Raw genomic sequence first — 15,546 nt, 5'->3', positions numbered from 1 at the left:
TGAAAGTATGCGCATCGCACATGTGGCCCCCTTATGGGAGAGCGTCCCTCCCCGGGGCTACGGGGCCGTCGAGTCGCTGGTCGCCGACCTCACCGCGGCCCAGGTCCTCGACGGGCACGACGTCACCGTCTTCGCTTCTGGCGACTCCAAAGTGGCCGGCAACCTCCACGGCATCGGCACGACGGCTCTGCACGCGGACCCGAGTGTCCGCGAGCCCGAGGTCTACCGCATGCTCCAGCTCCAGGAGGTCCGCGACCGCGCCGCAGAGTTCGACGTCATCCACTCGCACGTCCACTCCAACACCGGGTGTCTGGCGGTCCCGGCGCTCCACGGACTGCGCACCCCCGTAGTTCACACCGTGCACTGTTTCTTCAACGAGGACAACGCGCCGCTCTTCCGCCGCTTCGCCGCCGAGCGCTACGTGGCGATCAGCGGCGACCAGCGCTCCCACCTGCCGGAACTCAACTACCTCGGCATGGTCCACCACGGCATTGACGTGGAAGCCTTCCCGTTCGGCACCGAGGTGGCCGGCTTGTGGCGGTACCTGGTGTTCCTCGGTCGGATCCGACCCGAGAAGGGCGTTCACGTCGCCATCGAAGCGGCACGCCGCGCAGGACTGCGGCTGAAGATAGCCGGCCGGATCAAGCCCGGTGACCGCGCGTACTTCGAGCAGCAGGTCCAGCCACACGTGGACGGCGATCAGGTGTCCTTCCTGGGCGAGCTCGACTTCCCCCGGAAGACGGCACTCCTCGCCGGAGCCGCGGCCACCCTGATGACCTCGCTCATCCCGGAGCCGTTCGGACTCGTGCCGATCGAGTCGATGGCCTGCGGCACGCCGGTGGTGTCCCTACGCGCGGGAGCTGCCCCCGAACTCGTCCGGGACGGCGTCACGGGTTTCCTCGCCGACAGTGCCCAGGAGATGGCCGACGCGATCCGCCGCCTGCCGACGATCGACCGCGCCACCTGCCGCGCGCACGTGGCCTCGGAGTTCTCGATCCGCCGGATGGCGGACGGCTATCAAGCCGCCTACCGGATGGCCACGCAGGGCTGATCCGATCGGCGTCGCACTGCTCAACTCCCGTCCCCACTAACGCCAGTGAGGCATCATGCGCAGCGTCATCCTCAGTGCGGGCAAGAGCTGCTTCGTGGCCTGCCCGGGCTGCTACAACTACTTCGGCCGTACGATCACCGAGACGTCCCAAGTACTCAGGTTCGCGGTCGGCTTACGCGACCGGTTCGGCGTCGAGAAGATCACTGTCGGAGGTGGCGACCCGCTCACCCGGCCCGACATCGTCACGCTGCTCACGGGCCTGCACGACCTGGGCCTCCGAATCCACCTGGACACCGTCGGCACTGCCTTCCTCGGCGCGGCCCAGATCCGCTTCATGGGGACGGGTGTCGTCGAGCGGGTGCCGGCCGACGAGGTCGCCGCCGTCAGCGACCTGATCGGCATCCCACTCGACGGCAGCACCGACGCCGTGCAGCAGCAGTTCCGCCGACACGCGACCGTCGCCTCCCAGCTGGCGGTCTTATCCCTCCTGGACAAGGTGGGCGCCCGGATCTGCGTCAACACCGTCGTCCACTCCGGCAACACCGGTGACATCGAGGCGATCGCCGGTCTGCTCAGCGGATTCGTCGGCATCGACGAGTGGCAGCTCTTCCAGTTCATGCCGATCGGGCCCTTGGGACACCGGAACCGCGAGCGCTACCTCATCAGCGAAGACGCCTTCCAACGCGCCGCTGCCACCGCCCGAGACAACGCGCCCGAACACGTCAGGATCGCCGCCAAGAGCGCGGGTGGCCGCAAGCACCGCTACCTGCTGATCGACTCCGCTGGCCTCGTGTGGACGCCGGAGCAGTCACAGGTCGCCGCCTGGCACAGCGAGGACACAAACGACCGCCGACACCTGATCGGCAGCGTCAGCGACGCCGACATCCTCGACCGCCTGGCTGCCCTCGAGAACGCTGTCGCGGAGGTCCCGTCATGACGGCCGCCGACCTGCTCGTCGTTGTCGCCCATCCCGACGACGAGACCCTGCATTGCGGTGGACTCCTCCACCGCACGGCCCTTCGGGGCGGCACAACGGTCACCGTCACCCTGACCCGCGGGGGCGCGGGCAGGACCCTCGGCATGTGCACCGACGAGGACTTGCCTGCCGTTCGCGAGCAGGAGCTGCGTCGTGCCGCGGAGGCTCTCGGAGTCACGTGCGCTGAGATCCACGACCTGCCCGATGGCGGCCTCAGCAACCACGAGGCGGCCGGCACGACTCTCGTCCTGGAGGCACTGCGCCGCTGGAAGCCCCATCGCGTGGTGGCCTTCCCGCCTAACGGGATGAACGGCCACCCGGACCATCGCGCCGCGCACCGGATGGCCCTCGCCGCGCTCGACCGGTACGACGCCAGCCCGGACGTGCTCCTGGTGACCGGCGCGACCCGGTACACCGAACCGGCCAGACCAGGCTTTTTGGATCCCGGCCAGGTCGAGGCGATGCGGCTACCGGCCACCCTGCGGATGGAGGTGGGCGATGCCCTGGAAGCGAAACTGCGCGCCATGGGCCACTACGAGACCCAGGCGCGCAGCGTCGCGAAGATCCTTCGCTGCTACCCGGAGACGCTCCTCACCGAGGCGTTCCACCGGGTGACCGGCTGACGAGCCGATCGCCTCACACGGAAGCAGTCAGCAGCTTGCGGACGTGTTCCATAGCCTCGGCCACCGGCACGGACTGGGTCTCGCCGGTGGCCCGGGTGGTGACCTCGACCGTGCCGTCGGCCAGGCCGCGGGCGCCGACTGTGATGCGGTAGGGGATGCCGATCAGCTCGACGTCGCGGAACTTCACGCCGGGCCGCTCGTCACGGTCGTCCAGCAGCACGTCGACCCGTTCGCCCTGCAACTGTCGATACAGGGTCTCGGCGGCCTCGGTCACCTTCTCATCGCTGGTGCCGAGGACGACGACAGCCGCCTCGAACGGGGCGACCGCGACGGGCCAGACGATGCCCTTGTCGTCGTGATGCGTCTCCACGATCGAGGCCAGCGCGCGCTCCACGCCGATCCCGTAGCTGCCCATGATCGGGACGACGCGCTCGCCGTCCCGCCCGAGCACGGTCACGCCCAGGGTCTCGGTGTACTTGCGGCCGAGCTTGAAGATGTGGCCCACCTCGATCGTGACCACCACCTCCAGGGGCGTACCGCACTGGGGGCAGGGCTCGCCGGCGGTCACCTCGCGCAGGTCCGCCCACCGCTGTACGGCGATGTCCCGCTCGACTGACACACCGCGCAGGTGGACGCCGTCGGTGTTGGCGCCGGTGGTCATGTCGGTGCGGCCACGCAGGGCCTCGTCCGCGAGGACGGGCAGCTCGGCGACGCCGACCGCGCCCAGGCTGCCGGGGGAGGCGGCGAGCGCCGTCTGGATCTCCTCGGCGGTCGCGGGGCGCACTGCCTTGGCGGCGAGGGTGTCGATGAGCTTCTGCTCGACGAGGTTGTGGTCGCCGCGGAGCAGGATGAGGGTCAGCTGGTCGTCGACCACGTACACCAGCGTCTTGATCTGCCGTTCCGACGGCACACCGTGCTGGCCGGACAGCTCCTCGATGGTGCGCGCGTTCGGGGTGTCGAACCGCTCCGGGGCGTCCAGGCCGGGGCCGTCCACCACGGCGGGCAGGGCGGAGGTCGCCTTCTCGGTGTTCGCCGCGTAGTCGCAGCCTGGGCAGCGGACCACCAGGTCCTCGCCAGCGTTCGACGGGCTCATGAACTCCACCGACGCGCTGCCGCCCATGCTGCCGCTGGACGCCTGCACCGGGATCGCCGGCAGGCCCAGGCGGGCGAAGATCCGCTCGTAGGCGGCCTTGTGCAGGTCGAAGGAGCGGTCGAGTCCACCGGCCTCGATGTCGAAGCTGTACGAGTCCTTCATCGTGAACTCGCGCACCCGCAGCAGGCCGCTCTTCGGGCGGGCCTCGTCGCGGAACTTGGTCTGGAACTGGTACCACATCTGAGGCAGGTCCCGGTACGACTTCAGCTCCTGCGACAGGACGGTGAAGATCTCCTCGTGCGTCATGCCGAGCGCCAGGTCCGCACCCTTGCGGTCCTTGAGCCGGAACATCTCCTCGCCCATCACCTCCCAGCGGCCACTGCGCTGCCAGATCTCCGCCGGGTGCAGGGCGGGCAGGACGAACTCCTGGGCACCGATCGCGGTCATTTCCTCGCGGATGATGTCCATGATCTTGGCGCGGACGCGCACGGCCAGCGGCAGCAGGGAGTAGTGGCCCGCCATGAGCTGCCGGACGAACCCTCCTCTCACCAGCAGGCGGTGGCTCACCGCATCCGCGTCCGCCGGGTCCTCCCGCAGAGTGGGCACGTACAGCTGGGACCAACGCATGGGGCCTGAGACCGTCCTCTCGGTGAAGCTGCGGAGTGTCGCGGCGGCGCTCACGCCGACACCACGACGGTGAACGCATTCTAGTGGCGGAGCCCTGCCCGAATCGCTCCGTTTTGAGAAGCCCAGGTCAGAGCCCGCATGCAGAGCGGCATCGCAGGAGGAGGCAGATGGCCGACACGCCAGACGAGACGCCCACCAGCGACCACTCCGTCGACGCCATCCGCCGCTACTACGACGCCCTCGGCGAGGGAGAACACGACCGGCTCACCAAAGACACCGCCGGCCGGGTGTCCTTCGAGATCCACCGCCGTTTCCTGGCCAGATATCTGAACAAGGATCAGCGAGTGCTGGAGATCGGAGCAGGCCCAGGCCGCTTTACGACCGTGCTCGCCGAGCACGGCGCCCGCGTGGTGGTCACCGACATCTCGCCCGTCCAACTTCACCTGAACGAGGCCAACGTCACCGCCGCCGGATACGAGCCCGCCATCGAAGCGCGCCATCCGCTCGACGTCCGCGACACCAGCCGATTCCCCGACGCTGCGTTCGACATGGTCCTCGCCTACGGAGGCCCGCTCTCGTACGCCTTCGACCAGGAGCACCAGGCCCTCGCCGGCCTCCTCCGCATCGTGAAGCCCGACGGAGTTGTGATCGCCTCGGTGATGTCCCTGTGGGGAAGCTGGCGAGCCCGCTTCCCAGGTGCCGTGCAGCTCGCCATCCGCTACGGCACTGACGTCACGGATGCCGTCATCCGCACCGGCGACCTGCGCCACGTACCTGGTATGGTCCACGTCTGCCGCATGTTCACCTGGGAACAGCTCACCAACCTCGTCGCCGAGTGCGGCGGCGAGATCCTCGCGGGATCGGCGAGCAACTGGGCGAGCCTCGAAGACCCAACTGTCCTGGCCGACGTCGAGCGATCCCCTTGGCTCTGGGAACGCTTCCTTGCGTACGAGACCGCTGCCTGCGCCAGCGTTGGCGCCCGCGACGGCGGTACTCACATTCTCTTCGCGGTCCAGCAGCGGAACTCGACCTGAGGAGCGGGCACGGGCGCGGCGGCAGGTCTGGGACCTGCTGCATCTGCGGCCGGGCGAGGGGACGCTCTGGGCTTGCCATGCGCGGGAAATCGAGTTGCCCAAGGCAGTCGCGCTTCGCTTCACTTGGCGAATGGAGATGTCAACTCCGGTTACCCGCAGCAAGTTTCACCGCGATGGGTACATCGTCTTGTCGGACCACCTCACGCCACATCAGACCGCTGACTGGCGGCGTCTCGTTGCCCGGAACCTCGAACAGCAGCCGCCGGAGCCTGGCCGAACCGGCCCATACTTCCTGTGGCCGCGGCTTGCCGACGATCCGGAGCTTCAGGAGCTTTACAGGGGCAGCGGCGTTGGCGAGAGCGTCCGCTCATTCCTCCGGGACAGCCTGGACCTGCCCGCGCCGGAGGTCGCGCAGATCGCGCTCACCCTTCCGCCGCATCCACATCATCCCGGCGCCCCGCACATTGACGGCCTGACCCCCACCGAGGACGACGGCCGGCCCGGGACGTTCACCGTGCTCGCTGGGCTGCTGCTTACCGACCAGCAGGAGCAGGATCGTGGGAATCTATGGGTGTGGCCTGGTACCCACCTGATCGCCGGCACCTGGCTGCGCGACCACGGGGCGGACGCCCTTCGTGACGCCGTCCCATATCCGCCAGTGGACTTGCCCAAGCCCCTCCAGGTCGCTGGTTCGGCTGGGAGCCTCGTCCTCATGCACTACCTGCTCGCCCACAACATCGGAGGCCACTTCGGCACGTCGCAGGACGAGCGTAGAGAGACCGTCTACTTCCGGCTTCACGCCACCGGTCACCGGGAGCGCTGGCGCGACATTGTGACCCAGCCGCTTCTGGAGTTCGCCCCGGCCCTATAGCGGGCCAAGGCTTCGGCTGACCTTCAGAGCGAGTCCAGAGGGGCGGCGCACCCTGGTGAGCCGCCCCCCGACAGTCCGAGAAAACCACCAGGCGCGGCAGTGCGACGGTGCCGGGCAGGACGCAACGCTGCTCCCGACCTACCGTCACATGCCACTGACCCACACGGAGTCTGGGGGAGAGGCATGGCGGAGCTGATCGTCGCGGTGGAGGACGTTGCCCGACGCCTCGGATACCCAGAGTCCGCCGCCGATGATGTGCGGCGGCGCATCGAGACCGCGATCGAGGACGCCCAGGACGCCCTCGTCGCCCATCTCGGCCGGCCGCTACTGCCTGCCGAGTACACCGAGACCGGTGTCCAAGCCGGCCCCGCGGGCTGGATTCTGCACCACACCCCTGTCGTCACGGTGCTCTCCGCGACGGCGGACCCTGACTCGCGGTCCGGACCGTTCGGCGCGCCCACGTACACCGTCAAGTACGTGGCCGGCATCGACGCCCGATCCGACCCCGAGACCGCCCCGCTGCGCCTGTGGCTGCGTGCCACCGCCTGCCACCACCCTGTCCTGGCCGACGCGCCGATCCGGCAGCGTCGAGTTTCTTCCGCGTCCGTCGAGGGCCAGTCGGTTACCTACGACACCACCACCGAGCCGCCCATGCTCCTGGCGCCGCCGGACATCGCCCTCACAGACCGGTGGCGGCTGCGCGGTCGCCGCGTCTACCAGGCACCTGTGAGGCCGACACCGCCGGGGCTCACCGTCCCGGGCACCCCGCGCACGTGGAGCATGTGATGGCCGTCCACCTCGCTGACCGGCAGCTCGGTGCCCGTACCCGGGGCCTGCCGGGGCTCGACGCCTACGGGGACGAGATGACCGGCCCCCTCGGCGACCTGCGGGGGCCGTGGCCCGGACGCGCTCAGCCGCAGCCCGACGGCACCTGGCACCTCGCATTGGACCCGCGCGTCGGCACGCTTCTCGTCGGCGACCTGGTCGTGGAACCCGCGTCCGGGACCGAGTGGACCGTCCTGGTCGCCGACGAGCTGAAGAACCCGGCCGACCCCGGACTCAACTACGTGCGCGTCACCGGCCGGCCACGGACCGCGGGCGGCACCCGAGTGGAGGGACACCCCTGATGGCGCGCCTGGAACTGCCCCCGGACATCGAAGCCCGCCTCGCGCCGCTGGCAGCCCGGCATGTTGAACGGTTGGCCGAGGAAGTGGCGGCCGAGGCCCGGCGCCTGGCTCCCGCCGCGAAGACGTGGCACACCCGCGAGGACGGGCAAGCACGGCCCAGCCACCAGGCCGCCGACGGCCAGACGGTGCCCGCCCCGGTGCCGTTCCACGTCGGCGAAGGCTTGCTGGACCGGCCCCGAGACCCGAACGGCCCGGTCGAGGAGACGGCAGGGTGCCGGTGCACCGTCACCGAGGACCCGGAAGCCGTCGCAGCGACCATCACGGCCAGCAAGGCCGCCATTCTCGGCTCGCGCGCCGAAGCGGACGTCTCGTGCGACTACCCGCGGGCCGCTGAAGCTGAGTTCGCCGACGGCGCGGGCACGCACTTCATGAGCGGCGCCGCCTCCCAGGTCGCCGCCCGGCACCGATGAGACCGTACGAGGGAGGACAGCACGCGGCTTTGCACGCCCCGGCGGGACGGTAGCCGCGCGGGCTTGGTTTCCTTCGCCCGGTCACCCCATCCCCGTACGAAGGAGCCGTCATGGCTGACACCGACCGCATCCGGATCGTCCTCGCCCACCACCTCACCCGGGAAGACGAGCAGCTGGCCCCGGGCGACGAGATCGACGTGCCGCACCACGAGGCCCGGCAGCTGATCTCCGCCGGGTACGTGGCCGGCGTCGATCCGTCGGATCCGCAGGCTGTGGCGAAGGCGCTCGCGCCGGAGCCGGCCCGCAAGCAGCTCGCGCCGAAGCCGCCGGCGGACAAGGCCGAGGGCAAGGCGAGTGCGTGACCTCGCGTCTCTCGACGCCGAACTGCTCGCGGTGGACTGGCTGTCCAACCACCATGAGCTGACAGCCGTGCTCGGCGGCGCAGGCAGGGTCGGGGCGCGCAACGCCCCGCCCTACCCGCGTATCCGCATCACCCAGATCCCGGGCGGCTCCGCTCCAGGATGGCGCTGGCTCGGTACGTTCAACCTCCAGGTCGAGGCTCTGGGGGACCTGGACCGTACGACAGCCCGGCCCGACCTGCGACTGGCGTTCACCACCGCGGTGAAGGCCCTGCACCAGCTGACTGCGCGCCCTCCCCTCCCCGGGCAACCCGTGGTCACGTTCGTGCAGGCCCTGTCGACCGGGGGATGGCTGCCCGAACCAACAGGCCAGGGCCGGTACGTCGGCGTCGTGGCGCTGACCGCCCACCCGGCCGCCAGCTGACTGCCGGCATTTCCGCGAGTTCTGCGACAGCCCTACGCGCGCGGGGGCGCCATGACCGGCCGGAGCCCCGGCCAGGGACGGCGCGACGCTACGGCGGGGCGCGGCCTACGGTCCGCGCAGTCCTACCGGTCCGCCCCAAGGAGAGATCGACCGTGCCTACGGAGAGCATGTTCGTCGCCCAGATGGCGCGGCTGTACCTGGCGGTGCCGGGTACGGCCGCGCCCGCCGATCCGATCGTGGCCCTGGCGGCCGCCTGGAAGGACGTGGGCCTGTTCAAGCCCGGGTCGCTCGAGTGGAACACCGACCCGAAGTTCGAGGAGATCAAGTCCCACCAGCTCCGGTACACCGCGCGCACCATCCAGACCGAGGACGCGGCCACGGTGAAGGTCGAGCTTCAGGAGTGGAACGCCGCGAACATCACCGCTGTGTACGGCGGTGGGGCGGTCACGAGCGTGACCCAGAACGGCAAGACGTTCTACCGGTACGCGCCGCCGGCCGTCGGTGGCCGCACCCAGTTCGCGGCCGTGGTCGAGCTGATCGACGGCTCCAAGCACTACCGGCGGATCATCCCCCTGTGCGAGCAGGTCGCGTCGGTGAACCAGAAGTTCCCCAACGACGCCGAGTCCACGCTCCCGCTGGAGCTCAAGGTCGTCGGCGGTGCGGTGGGCGACCCGTGGTACGACCTCACCGACGATCCCGGATTCGCCCCTGCCGCCTGATCTGCTTGTCCTGTAGGCCAGTTGCAGCTGTGCCCACAGCGCGCTGGGCCGCCTACTGTGGGTCCTGTCGGTCCGGCCGTCCCTACCCCCCGGGGAGGGCCCGACCGCTTCCGCGAAGCCCCGGCCGCCCACCAGCCGGGGCTTCGCTGTGCCCATACCCCACGAGCGGCAAAGAGGCTGGCCGGACCATCGCAGACAAGGGGAGGAACCATGGAACTGCCATATCCAGAAGGGACGTTCGTCCGGCTAGACGAAGAGGGCGAGTGCACCCGTTACGGCACGCTGGTGCAGCTGGCGCCGGGCTGGTACGGCGTCCAGCAGCGCCCGGGCGGTCGGGTCGAGGCGATCGCTCCCGGCAGCACACGGATCCGGGCGTGGGCCCGGAGGCGGGTGAGGGTCTTCTTCACCGAGTCGTGCATGTGCGAGTGGGGCCCGTGCGGTCCGGGATGGCGCTGGTGCTCGGAGAGCGACGGGTGGGCCGGGAGGGACGAGTGGCGTGAGCGGCTGTACACCACGCACTCCGAAGCGCTGGCGGCCGCGCTGGAGCGGCTGCGCACCGAGTACGCGGCCCTGACGGCCGCGTAGCCGCCCTCAGCCGCCCGATCACCACCCAGGGAGGGGCCACGGTCAGCCGTGGCCCCTCCCGCCGCGTCTACCGGCCGCCTCCCGGCCGGTGCCCTCCGACACCTCGGGGCGACGCTAAGCCCGGGGCGCTCCTAGCGTCTGCCGCGATCACCGCCCGACAGACCGAGGAGCCGCTGATGCCCGGGATCGATCTGGACGCCGCCCGCGCGCGCCGCCTGGCCGCCGCCGCCGACAAAGCGCGAGCCGCGAAGGCCGAGTACACCGTCGGGGAGGAGCCCGTCATCTTCGGCGGTGCCGAGGTGGCCGTCCTGCCTGCCGAACTTCCCCTGGAGGTGTGGCAGCCGCTCGTCGGTATCCCCTACCTGCCGCTGCTGCTGCGCAAGCTCGTGGAGGCCGCGCAGTCCAAGGGGGAGCAGCAGGCGGAGGCCGCCGGCCTGATCGTGGACGTGCTCGGCTCCGAGCCCAGCCTTCCGTCCGACCTGATCGCCGCGTTCGGGGAGATGGGCCGCCGGCTGCTCGGGTCGGACGGCTACAGCCGGCTGATGGCCAAGCGGCCCAGCCACTCCGACGTGGTGGAACTGGCGCGCTACGCCTGGTCGAAGTACATGGGCGGCGGTGCCGGCCTGGGGGAACTCATCGGGCCGTCCGAGACGCCTTCGAACGCTGGGACGACCTCGAAGCCGACCTCCAGCGCTTCTACCACCTCGATGCCTGCGGTGTCTGGCGACGGCCCGGTGACCCTGGATTCCTCGGTACCCGCCGCCTCCTGACCCTGATGCGCGGTCTGCCGGCGGAGGCGCTGCTGCGCCGGGACGCCGGCGAAGTCGGCTCCGACCGGTGGGGCCTGACGCAGGAACTCCTCGCGCAGGCCGTCGAGCTGATCTCGGTACTGGCGGCGGAGCGCCGCCTGCGGAAGCCGGTTGAGCTTCCCCGCCCGGCCCATCTGCGGGCCAGCCACACCCACGACGCGGGCGCGGACAAGATGGCCCGCGCAGTCGCCGTCCTGCGCGGCACTACCAGGAAGGCGGTCCGCAGTGGCGGATGAGATCGACTCCGGCCGTCTTCGGGTCCAGGTCGTCGCGGACCTGTCCGGGTTCGCGCAGGACGCGCGAGCCCGCGTCGATGCGGCGACCCGCAACCTCAAGGCCAGGGTCCGTGTCGACGCGGACACCACCGGCGTGCGGCAGCGAGTCCAGGCCGCCGCGCAGGCGGCCAAGGCCCGGGTCCAGGTCGGCGTCGACCTGGACACCGACGGCCTGAACGCGAAGATCCGGGAGGCGACGCGTGGCGTCGCCTATCTGCGGGTCGTCGCTGCCCTCGACAACGGCGGGCTCAAGGAACGTGTGCGGGCCGTCGCCGAGGCCGCCTCGACGCGGGTCCGTCTCGCCGTGGACGTGGACGCGGCGAGCCTGCGGTCCCAGGTGCGTGCCGCTCTCGCCGGCATGTCCGTCAAGGTCAAGGTCGAGGTCGACACCGCGGCCGCGTCCGCCCGCATGGCGGCGTTCCGGACGATGGCGGAGCGGCCCGTCAACGTGCCTCTCAACCCCAGCTCCGGCGGCGCAGGGGCCGCCGGAGGCGGTCTGGCCCAGGCAGCCGAGGGCCTGGGCTCCGCCATCGCCGGGCTGGCGCGCCTGCCCGCGATGGCCTCCGGTGCCCTCGCACTCGGACAGGCCCTCACCCAGGCCGCCGCAGGCCTGTTCGCCATGGGCTCCGCCGCCGCCCCCGCGGTCGGACTCCTCGGGGCACTCCCCGGCGCCATGACGGCCGCCGCGCAGGGAGCCGGCACCGTGCTGGCCGCCTTCTCCGGCATCGGCGCGGCCGTGAAGGCCCTCGGGCAAGCCGACACCCAGGCTGCCGGATCGGCGACTGCTGCCGCCCAGGCACGCCAGGCCGCCGCCGACCGGGTCGCGGACGCCCAGCGCCGTCTCGTAGCGGCGCAGCGGGACGCAGACGAGCAGTCCATCAACGGCGCCGAGCAGGTCGCGCAGGCCCGGCGCCGGCTCGCCGACGTCCAGGAGCAGGCGGCCGCGGCGGTCGCGGCGGCGGACCGGCAGCTGGCCCAGGCCGAGCTGACCGTCACCCGCGCCCAGCAGGCGACCACACGGGCGCAGGAAGCCCTCAACGACGCCCGGCGGGAAGCGCAGCGCTCCCTGGAGGACCTGAACCGCGACCTTGCCCGTGGGCCGCTGGAGGAGCAGAAGGCCCTCCTGGGCCTGGAAGAGGCACGCTCGCGCCTCAACCAGGTCAACACCTCGCCGTTCGCGTCGGAGACGGACCGGCGGGAAGCGCAGATCGCTTACCAGGAGGCGGTCAACCAGCTCGAGGACGTTCGTACCCGCAACCAGCGCCTCGCCGAGGACGCCAAGAAGGCGAACCAGGAAGGCGTCGAGGGCAGCGATCAGGTCACCTCCGCGAAGGAGCAGCTGACCCGTGCTCAGGAAGCCGAGCAGGACGCCGTCCGGGGCGTCCAGGACGCCGAGCAGCAGGCGGCGCGTGCCCGGGTCGAGGCCGTCCGCGAGGTGCGGGACGCGCACACCGAGCTGGACCGCACGGTCCGCGAGGGGCAGCGCGAGCAGAAACGTTCCGCCGAACAGGTCGCGGACGCGCAGCGGGACGTGGCGCGGGCACTGCGCGACCAGTTGCAGGCCCTCGCGGGCAGCAGCTCGGCAGCCAACGCCGCCGCTGCGGCCCTCGACAAGCTCTCCCCGGCCGGGCAGCGCTTCGCCCGCTTCCTCCAGGGCACCGTCCAGCCGGCCCTGCGCGGGCTTCGCGACTCCGCGCAGGAGGCACTGCTTCCCCCGCTGGAGCAGGCCATCGGTCGCAGCCTGCAGCTGCTGCCGATCTTCAACAACGCCATCTCCCAGACCGGCCAGGTCCTCGGCCAGGCCGCCATCCGGGCATCGGAGCTGGCCACGTCCGGCCCCTGGCGGGCGGACCTGGCGCAGGTGGCCGCCACCAACACGCGGGTCATTGGCATGCTGGCCAACGCCGGCCTGAGCGCCGCCGACATCCTGCGGAACATCACCGTCGCAGCCGGGCCGCTGGTGGAGCGGCTGGCCGGCGCCGCCGAGCGCGGCATGGCCACCGCCGCCGCGTTCGTCCAGACCGCCCGCGACGGCGGGCAGCTCAGCGCGTTCTTCCAGCGCGCCGGGGACACCGGCGCGCAGCTGTGGGGCATCCTGCGGGACATCGCCGTCGGTGTGTTCAACATCGGCCAGGCCGCCGCCCCGGCCGGGCAGACCCTGCTGAACTCCCTGTCCACCGCCGCCGCGAGCTTCCGTACCCTGACCGGCGAAGGCAAGACCCAGGCCAAGCTGGCCGGGTACTTCGCCAACACCGTCCCCGTCGTCCAGGAGATCGGGCGACTGGTCGCGGCCGTCGCCGTCGCCTGGTTCAACTTCACGAACAACCCGGCGCTCGCCCCGCTGATCGCCCGGCTGCGCACCGAGTTCCTGCCCGCTGTCACCCAGCTGGCCGGGGCGCTCGGCAACGGCCAGCTGTGGGGCCAACTGCTCAGCCTGATCACCTCGGTGGCGAACATCGCCGCCGAACTCGGGGGCCTGGGCAGCACCCTGTCCGGGTTCCTGCTGGTTCTCCAGGCCGTCGCGGCGGCCGTGCAGGTCCTGCTGTCGATCCCTGGCATGGGACCGTTCGTCTCCGCGCTGCTGACGATTGCCGGTGTCGCCGCCGGACTGATGGCCGTCTCGAACGCGATCGCCGCGGTCCGGGTGGCCATGCTCGCGCTGTCGGCGAATCCGCTGATGCTGATCATCACCGCCATCGCGGCGCTGGTCGTCGCCTTCATCACGGCCTACGAACGGTCCGAGTGGTTCCGCAACGTCGTGAACGCCGCCATCGGGGGGCTGGTCTCCGGAGTGCGGTCCGCCCTCCAGGGCCTCGTTGACTTCGTCAAGTGGATCTGGCCGACCCTGACGACCGTCTTCGGCTGGCCCATCAAGTTCTGGGTCAACATCGTCTACGACGGCGGTATCCGCCGGCTGTGGAACTCCCTGGCCGACGCCTTCGGCCTCGGTAAGCTCCCGAGCTTCACCGTCAACTTCGCGCGAGGCGGTGTCGTGCCCGGGTACGCGCCCGGCCGCGACACCGTGCCTGCGATGCTCAGTCCAGGTGAGGGCGTGCTGATCCCGCAGGCCGTGCGGCAGCTCGGCGGTGAAGGCGGCATCACCGCGCTCAACGACGCCGCCCGCGCCGGCCGGCTGGCGCAGGCTGGCGCGCCCGTCCAGGGCTACTTCCTCGGCGGCCTCGTCGACGGCGCGATGGACCGGCTACGCGGGTGGGCCTCCGGCGCCCTGGCCAAGGCCCTCAACCCCTTGCGCAGCTGGTTCAACTGGATGCCCGACAACGCCTGGGGCGACATGATGCGCGGCATGGTCAACCGCGCCGTGGACGGCGTGCTGGCCTTCGTCCGTGGCTATGCCACCGGCGGCGTCGTCCCCGGGTACGCCCCGGGCCAGGACTCCACCCTGGCCCGGCTCAGCCCCGGCGAAGGCGTCCTCACCCCGCAGACCGTACGAGGTCTCGGCGGAACCTCGGCCGTCGGCGCCCTCAACGCCGCCCGCGGGCAGCTCGCCGACGGCGGCCAAGGCGACCGCATCGGCACCGTCATCTCGCCCGGCGCGATCGTGCAGTACATCACCAACCCGCTGCCGGAGACCCCGGGCGAGACCGTCAACAACCGGCTGCGGGCCCTCGCGAGCTTCGGCCTGTTCGACAAGGAGAGCGCCTGATGGCCCGCGAACGCTGGCTGGTGGACGGCTACGAACTCACCGACGGCCTCGTGCGAGACGTGGAATACCGCTACGGGCTGGTCACGACGCCGGCCGTCGTCGGCACCAACGCCACCGTGCCCAACCGGATCGGCGAGCTGTGGAGGCCCAAACACCACGGCCCCGGCAAGTTCACCCTCGCCCTGTGGCTGGCCCCGCGAGCGGGCGGCTGGCAGGCCGTCGAACAGGCGTGGGAAGACCTGCTGCGCGCCATCGCCAGGCCGCACCGGCTGCTCACCTTCGAGCGGTACACCGCAGCCGGGCAGCTCCGCCGCTGCCAGGGCGAGGTCCTGTCCGCCCTCGCGCCCACCCCGCTCGGCCAGAACGGCATGCGGGTCGGCGTGGAGGTCAACGTGCCCGCCGGCTACTGGGAGTCCGGCGACATCGCCTTCGAGGCCACCGCCCCCGGCTCCCCGCTGCCGCAAGACCTCGACCTTGATCCGTTCACGGACGCCACAGCCCCCATGGAGCAGCTCGCCTACCGGATCACCGGGCCGATCACCGCGCCCACCGTTACCGACACCAGCGACGGGCCCGGCCGCAACGGCGACTCCTTCACCTACACCGGGCAGATCGCCGCCGGCCAGTCCCTCACCGTGGACTCCGCCACCTGGCAGCTGACCGGCACCGGCGGCCTCGTCCCCGACCCTGCGCGCCTGACCAACACCGGACCGGCCTTCCTGCGCCTGGCCCCTGGCCGTCCCGGCATGCCGCCGAGCGTGCGCCTGACCGGCACGAACCCCGGCGCCGGCACCCAGCTGACCGTCACCGGCCGCCGCGCCTACCTGACCTGACACCGG

At 71.2% G+C, this 15,546-nt stretch carries 17 protein-coding genes; 16 read left to right on the top strand and 1 reads right to left on the bottom strand.

The features are described from left to right. Positions 1-7 precede the first annotated feature (7 nt). From ACWEQL_RS02205 to ACWEQL_RS02195, 3 genes are read left to right on the top strand one after another with little or no spacing between them, the layout of a single operon-like run. Positions 8-1,051: a glycosyltransferase family 4 protein gene (locus ACWEQL_RS02205; protein WP_452148222.1), complete on the top strand. Its 1,044-nt coding sequence runs from the start codon at positions 8-10 to the stop codon at positions 1,049-1,051. Between the two features lie 55 nt (positions 1,052-1,106). Beyond that, complete coding sequence (locus ACWEQL_RS02200) at positions 1,107-1,988, top strand: radical SAM protein (RefSeq protein ID WP_452148221.1); 882 nt, start codon at positions 1,107-1,109, stop codon at positions 1,986-1,988. Then, positions 1,985-2,650 (top strand): PIG-L deacetylase family protein, encoded by a 666-nt coding sequence (locus tag ACWEQL_RS02195; RefSeq protein WP_452148220.1) that lies wholly within the window; start codon positions 1,985-1,987, stop codon positions 2,648-2,650. The genes ACWEQL_RS02200 and ACWEQL_RS02195 overlap by 4 nt, the downstream gene beginning before the upstream one ends. 13 nt (positions 2,651-2,663) lie before the next feature. Here ACWEQL_RS02195 and ACWEQL_RS02190 read toward each other — a convergent pair whose 3' ends face one another. Next, on the bottom strand, positions 2,664-4,370 hold the full coding sequence (locus ACWEQL_RS02190) for a proline--tRNA ligase (protein WP_452148219.1): 1,707 nt from the start codon (positions 4,368-4,370) through the stop codon (positions 2,664-2,666). Positions 4,371-4,537: 167 nt separating this feature from the next. Between ACWEQL_RS02190 and ACWEQL_RS02185 the strand changes: the two genes are divergently transcribed. The 13 genes from ACWEQL_RS02185 to ACWEQL_RS02125 all read left to right on the top strand — a co-directional run bounded on the left by ACWEQL_RS02185 (position 4,538) and on the right by ACWEQL_RS02125 (position 15,540). Further along, entirely contained in the window at positions 4,538-5,404 is an 867-nt protein-coding gene (locus ACWEQL_RS02185; RefSeq protein ID WP_452148218.1) for a class I SAM-dependent methyltransferase, read from the top strand. A 130-nt stretch (positions 5,405-5,534) separates the two neighbouring features. Beyond that, on the top strand, positions 5,535-6,275 hold the full coding sequence (locus ACWEQL_RS02180) for a phytanoyl-CoA dioxygenase family protein (protein WP_452148217.1): 741 nt from the start codon (positions 5,535-5,537) through the stop codon (positions 6,273-6,275). A 183-nt stretch (positions 6,276-6,458) separates the two neighbouring features. Beyond that, the gene (locus ACWEQL_RS02175; RefSeq protein WP_452148216.1) at positions 6,459-7,061 is read left to right on the top strand and encodes a hypothetical protein; all 603 of its coding nucleotides are present in this window, start codon (positions 6,459-6,461) and stop codon (positions 7,059-7,061) included. Then, complete coding sequence (locus ACWEQL_RS02170; protein WP_452148215.1) at positions 7,061-7,402, top strand: hypothetical protein; 342 nt, start codon at positions 7,061-7,063, stop codon at positions 7,400-7,402. The genes ACWEQL_RS02175 and ACWEQL_RS02170 overlap by 1 nt, the downstream gene beginning before the upstream one ends. After that, complete coding sequence (locus tag ACWEQL_RS02165) at positions 7,402-7,872, top strand: hypothetical protein (RefSeq protein ID WP_452148214.1); 471 nt, start codon at positions 7,402-7,404, stop codon at positions 7,870-7,872. The genes ACWEQL_RS02170 and ACWEQL_RS02165 overlap by 1 nt, the downstream gene beginning before the upstream one ends. 110 nt (positions 7,873-7,982) lie before the next feature. After that, on the top strand, positions 7,983-8,234 hold the full coding sequence (locus ACWEQL_RS02160; protein ID WP_452148213.1) for a hypothetical protein: 252 nt from the start codon (positions 7,983-7,985) through the stop codon (positions 8,232-8,234). Continuing rightward, positions 8,227-8,655 carry a hypothetical protein gene (locus ACWEQL_RS02155; RefSeq protein ID WP_452148212.1) on the top strand — a complete coding sequence of 143 codons (429 nt, stop codon included), beginning with the start codon at positions 8,227-8,229 and terminating at the stop codon, positions 8,653-8,655. The genes ACWEQL_RS02160 and ACWEQL_RS02155 overlap by 8 nt, the downstream gene beginning before the upstream one ends. Positions 8,656-8,807: 152 nt before the next feature. Next, positions 8,808-9,374, top strand: a complete 567-nt coding sequence (locus ACWEQL_RS02150; protein WP_452148211.1) for a phage tail tube protein — start codon at positions 8,808-8,810, stop codon at positions 9,372-9,374. A gap of 210 nt (positions 9,375-9,584) precedes the next feature. Further along, on the top strand, positions 9,585-9,959 hold the full coding sequence (locus tag ACWEQL_RS02145; RefSeq protein WP_452148210.1) for a hypothetical protein: 375 nt from the start codon (positions 9,585-9,587) through the stop codon (positions 9,957-9,959). A gap of 176 nt (positions 9,960-10,135) precedes the next feature. Continuing rightward, the gene (locus tag ACWEQL_RS02140) at positions 10,136-10,729 is read left to right on the top strand and encodes a hypothetical protein (protein ID WP_452148209.1); all 594 of its coding nucleotides are present in this window, start codon (positions 10,136-10,138) and stop codon (positions 10,727-10,729) included. Between the two features lie 5 nt (positions 10,730-10,734). After that, the gene (locus ACWEQL_RS02135) at positions 10,735-11,004 is read left to right on the top strand and encodes a hypothetical protein (protein ID WP_452148208.1); all 270 of its coding nucleotides are present in this window, start codon (positions 10,735-10,737) and stop codon (positions 11,002-11,004) included. Continuing rightward, positions 10,994-14,707 (top strand): hypothetical protein, encoded by a 3,714-nt coding sequence (locus tag ACWEQL_RS02130; RefSeq protein WP_452148207.1) that lies wholly within the window; start codon positions 10,994-10,996, stop codon positions 14,705-14,707. Before ACWEQL_RS02135 ends, ACWEQL_RS02130 begins: the two co-directional genes overlap by 11 nt. Then, the gene (locus ACWEQL_RS02125; protein WP_452148206.1) at positions 14,707-15,540 is read left to right on the top strand and encodes a hypothetical protein; all 834 of its coding nucleotides are present in this window, start codon (positions 14,707-14,709) and stop codon (positions 15,538-15,540) included. Before ACWEQL_RS02130 ends, ACWEQL_RS02125 begins: the two co-directional genes overlap by 1 nt. Positions 15,541-15,546: the final 6 nt, after the last annotated feature.

Source organism: Kitasatospora sp. NPDC004240 (genome assembly GCF_053603215.1).
The sequence above is the reverse complement of the archived record's forward strand: the minus strand, read 5'-3'. Positions and strand labels throughout refer to the sequence as shown.

Excerpts from the sequence above, each read along its gene's own strand:
- ACWEQL_RS02205 (WP_452148222.1), top strand. The coding sequence starts at position 8 with ATGCGCATCGCACATGTGGCCCCCTTATGGGAGAGCGTCCCTCCCCGG.
- ACWEQL_RS02200 (WP_452148221.1), top strand. The coding sequence starts at position 1,107 with ATGCGCAGCGTCATCCTCAGTGCGGGCAAGAGCTGCTTCGTGGCCTGC.
- ACWEQL_RS02195 (WP_452148220.1), top strand. The coding sequence starts at position 1,985 with ATGACGGCCGCCGACCTGCTCGTCGTTGTCGCCCATCCCGACGACGAG.
- ACWEQL_RS02190 (WP_452148219.1), bottom strand. The coding sequence starts at position 4,370 with ATGCGTTGGTCCCAGCTGTACGTGCCCACTCTGCGGGAGGACCCGGCG.
- ACWEQL_RS02185 (WP_452148218.1), top strand. The coding sequence starts at position 4,538 with ATGGCCGACACGCCAGACGAGACGCCCACCAGCGACCACTCCGTCGAC.
- ACWEQL_RS02180 (WP_452148217.1), top strand. The coding sequence starts at position 5,535 with ATGGAGATGTCAACTCCGGTTACCCGCAGCAAGTTTCACCGCGATGGG.
- ACWEQL_RS02175 (WP_452148216.1), top strand. The coding sequence starts at position 6,459 with ATGGCGGAGCTGATCGTCGCGGTGGAGGACGTTGCCCGACGCCTCGGA.
- ACWEQL_RS02170 (WP_452148215.1), top strand. The coding sequence starts at position 7,061 with ATGGCCGTCCACCTCGCTGACCGGCAGCTCGGTGCCCGTACCCGGGGC.
- ACWEQL_RS02165 (WP_452148214.1), top strand. The coding sequence starts at position 7,402 with ATGGCGCGCCTGGAACTGCCCCCGGACATCGAAGCCCGCCTCGCGCCG.
- ACWEQL_RS02160 (WP_452148213.1), top strand. The coding sequence starts at position 7,983 with ATGGCTGACACCGACCGCATCCGGATCGTCCTCGCCCACCACCTCACC.
- ACWEQL_RS02145 (WP_452148210.1), top strand. The coding sequence starts at position 9,585 with ATGGAACTGCCATATCCAGAAGGGACGTTCGTCCGGCTAGACGAAGAG.
- ACWEQL_RS02140 (WP_452148209.1), top strand. The coding sequence starts at position 10,136 with ATGCCCGGGATCGATCTGGACGCCGCCCGCGCGCGCCGCCTGGCCGCC.
- ACWEQL_RS02135 (WP_452148208.1), top strand. The coding sequence starts at position 10,735 with ATGCGCGGTCTGCCGGCGGAGGCGCTGCTGCGCCGGGACGCCGGCGAA.
- ACWEQL_RS02125 (WP_452148206.1), top strand. The coding sequence starts at position 14,707 with ATGGCCCGCGAACGCTGGCTGGTGGACGGCTACGAACTCACCGACGGC.